Below are 2,161 nucleotides of genomic sequence, written 5' to 3'. Positions count from 1 at the left end.
ATGGCGGCCGTTCCGCTGCCCGGCCGCGGCCGCAGGTAGCCGTACCGCCGCTCCTCGCTCTCCGCCTCACGTTCCAGGGAGCACGTCCCGGGGAGGTTGTTCAAGCATGGCCATCAAGCAAGTTGGCGTCATCGGCTGCGGTCTCATGGGCTCCGGCATCGCGCAGGTCTCGGCGCAGGCCGGCTTCCCTACCATCGTCGTCGAGGCCAATGCGAGTTTCCTCGACAAAGGGCTCGCGGGTATCCGCAAGAGCCTGGAGGCGCAGGTGGCCAAGGCGAAGATGGAAGCGCGCGCCAAGGATGAGGCGCTCGGGCGGATCAAGGGCTCGATCCAGCTCGAGGACCTCAAGGACTGCGATCTCGTCGTCGAGGCGATCACGGAGAACCAGGCCCTCAAGAACGAGACCTTCGCCAAGCTGGACGCCATCTGCCGGCCGCATGCCCTGCTCGCCTCGAATACCTCGTCGTGCACGATCACGGCCATGGCCGCCGCGACCAAGCGGCCCGGGCAGGTGCTGGGACTGCACTTCTTCAACCCCGTCCCTCTGATGAAGCTGGTGGAGGTCGTGCAGTCCGTCCTGACCGACGATGCCACCGTCACCGCGGCCTACGAGTGGGTGCAGGCCGTGGGCAAGGTGCCCGTCAAGACGAAGGACTCCACGGCCTTCATCGTCAACCGCCTGCTCGTGCCCTATCTTCTCGACGCCGTCCGCGTCTATGAGGGGGGCCTCGCCACCCTCGAGGACATCGACCAGGCCATGAAGCTCGGCTGTGGCTACCCGATGGGACCGTTCACCCTGCTCGACCTCGTCGGGCTCGACACGGCCATGTTCGTGGCGGAAGTCATGTTCGAGGAATTCCGCGAGCCGCGCTACGCCCCGCCGCCGCTCCTGAAGCGCATGGTCATGGCCGGGCGCCTGGGCAGGAAGTCCGGGCGGGGCTTCTACGACTACGCGCAGAAATAGGTAGCCAGCCTTTCCGGGCCCGGCCGCCCACTATGAAAAACCTCTTCTACTTGACCGACGAGCAGCGCGCCATCCGCGACCTGGCCCGCGAGATCGCGAGGGAGCGCATCGCGCCCCTGGCCGCTCACGTGGACGAGACGGGCGAGTACCCTCAGGAGCAGCTCTCCGCTCTCGCCAAGCAGGGCCTGATGGGGCTTCACATCCCCGAGCAGTACGGCGGCAGCGCGGCGGGGTCGCTGGCCTTCTGTCTCGCCGCCGAGGAGGTCGCCTGGGCCTGCGCGTCGACCTCCACCGTCTTCCTCGTGCAGAACCTCGGCGGCTATCCCATTCTCTTCGCCGGCACCGACGAGCAGAAGCGGCGCTACCTCCCGCGCATCGCCGCGGGCGAGATCACCGCTGCTTTCTCGCTCTCGGAGTCCGGCTCGGGCTCCGACGCCGCCGCCGTGACCTGCGCGGCCGTCCGGAAGGGCGACCGGTACATCGTCAACGGATCCAAGATGTGGGTGACCAACGGCTCTCACGCCGGTGTCATCACGGTGTTCGTGACCACGGACAGGGCCAAGCGCGCCAAGGGCGTCACCGCCCTCCTCGTCGAGCCGGGCATGAAGGGGTTCAGCGTCGGCAAGACGGAGAAGAAGCTCGGGATCCACGGCAGCCCGACCGTCTCGCTGCACTTCACCGACTGCGAGGTGCCGGTGGACAACCGACTGGGTGAGGAGGGGCAGGGGTTCCCCGTGGCCATGCGGACCCTTCAGCAGTCGCGCCCGACCATCGGCGCCCAGGCCGTGGGAATCGGCCAGGCCGCTCTGGATGCCGCCGTCTCTTATGCCCGAGAGCGTCGCGCCTTCGATCAGCCCATCGGGGCCTTCCAGGGCATCCAGTTCATGCTGGCGGACATGGCCATGGCCGTGCACGCCTCACGCCTGACCGTGCACCACGCGGCCGGGCTCATCGATCGTGGGGAGACGCAGACGGCCATGGAGGCCTCCTTCGCCAAGTGCCTGGCCTCGGACACGGCCATGAAGGTGACCACGGACGCCGTGCAGGTGCTCGGCGGCTACGGCTATACCCGGGAGTTCCCGGTCGAGCGATACATGCGGGACGCCAAGATCACGCAGATCTACGAAGGCACCAACCAGATCCAGCGCCTGGTCATCGCCCAGCACCTTTTGGGCAAGCTCTGACCCGCGCGACCCG

At 67.6% G+C, this 2,161-nt stretch carries 2 protein-coding genes; both read left to right on the top strand.

Translation table 11 applies throughout. The features are described from left to right. Positions 1-106 precede the first annotated feature (106 nt). Positions 107-964 (top strand): 3-hydroxybutyryl-CoA dehydrogenase, encoded by an 858-nt coding sequence (locus VGT00_17740; GenBank protein HEV8533269.1) that lies wholly within the window; start codon positions 107-109, stop codon positions 962-964. 32 nt (positions 965-996) lie between these two features. Next, positions 997-2,148, top strand: a complete 1,152-nt coding sequence (locus tag VGT00_17735; GenBank protein HEV8533268.1) for an acyl-CoA dehydrogenase family protein — start codon at positions 997-999, stop codon at positions 2,146-2,148. Positions 2,149-2,161: the final 13 nt, after the last annotated feature.

This window comes from Candidatus Methylomirabilota bacterium (genome assembly GCA_036002485.1).
Lineage (GTDB): Bacteria > Methylomirabilota > Methylomirabilia > Rokubacteriales > CSP1-6 > AR37.
The sequence above is the reverse complement of the archived record's forward strand: the minus strand, read 5'-3'. Positions and strand labels throughout refer to the sequence as shown.